The organism is Gilvimarinus gilvus (genome assembly GCF_030518155.1).
Lineage (GTDB): Bacteria > Pseudomonadota > Gammaproteobacteria > Pseudomonadales > Cellvibrionaceae > Gilvimarinus > Gilvimarinus gilvus.
Map to the genome: position 1 here is coordinate 1 of NZ_JAULRU010000342.1, position 476 is coordinate 476.

A 476-nucleotide genomic window follows, 5' to 3' on the forward strand; every position below is an offset into this window, starting at 1 on the left:
ACCGCCATCGCCGAAACCCCGGAAGGCGCCACGCCCCCCAGCGAGCCGGGTAGCCCGGTACGCACGCGGCGGGTGCGGTTGCTGTCCTCGATCTGCTTTGCCGCCGTGGCCCTGGCAGGTGTTCTGCTGGTGCTGTATGCCTGGCGCCTGCCGCCCTTCAGCAGTGCCATCGAAAGCACCGAAAACGCCCTGGTGCGCGGGCAGGTCACCCTGATAGGCCCCCAGCTCAGTGGTTACATCGTCGACGTGCCCGTGCACGACTTCCAGTTCGTCAAGGCCGGCGACCTGCTGGTGCAACTGGACGACCGTATCTACAAGCAGCGACTGGCCCAGGCCCTCGCCCAGTTGCAGCAGCAACAGGCAGCCCTGGCCAACAACCTGCAACAGCGCAAGAGCGCCGAAGCCACCATTGCCCAGCGCCAGGCCGCCATTGGCGATGCCCAGGCCCAGGCGGCCAAAGCCAAGGCCGACCTGCG

Annotated in this window: 1 pseudogene; it reads left to right on the forward strand. The window is 67.6% G+C overall.

From position 1 onward, the window contains the following. Positions 1-476: pseudogene (locus tag QWI17_RS05725) on the forward strand (hypothetical protein); the annotation flags it as partial.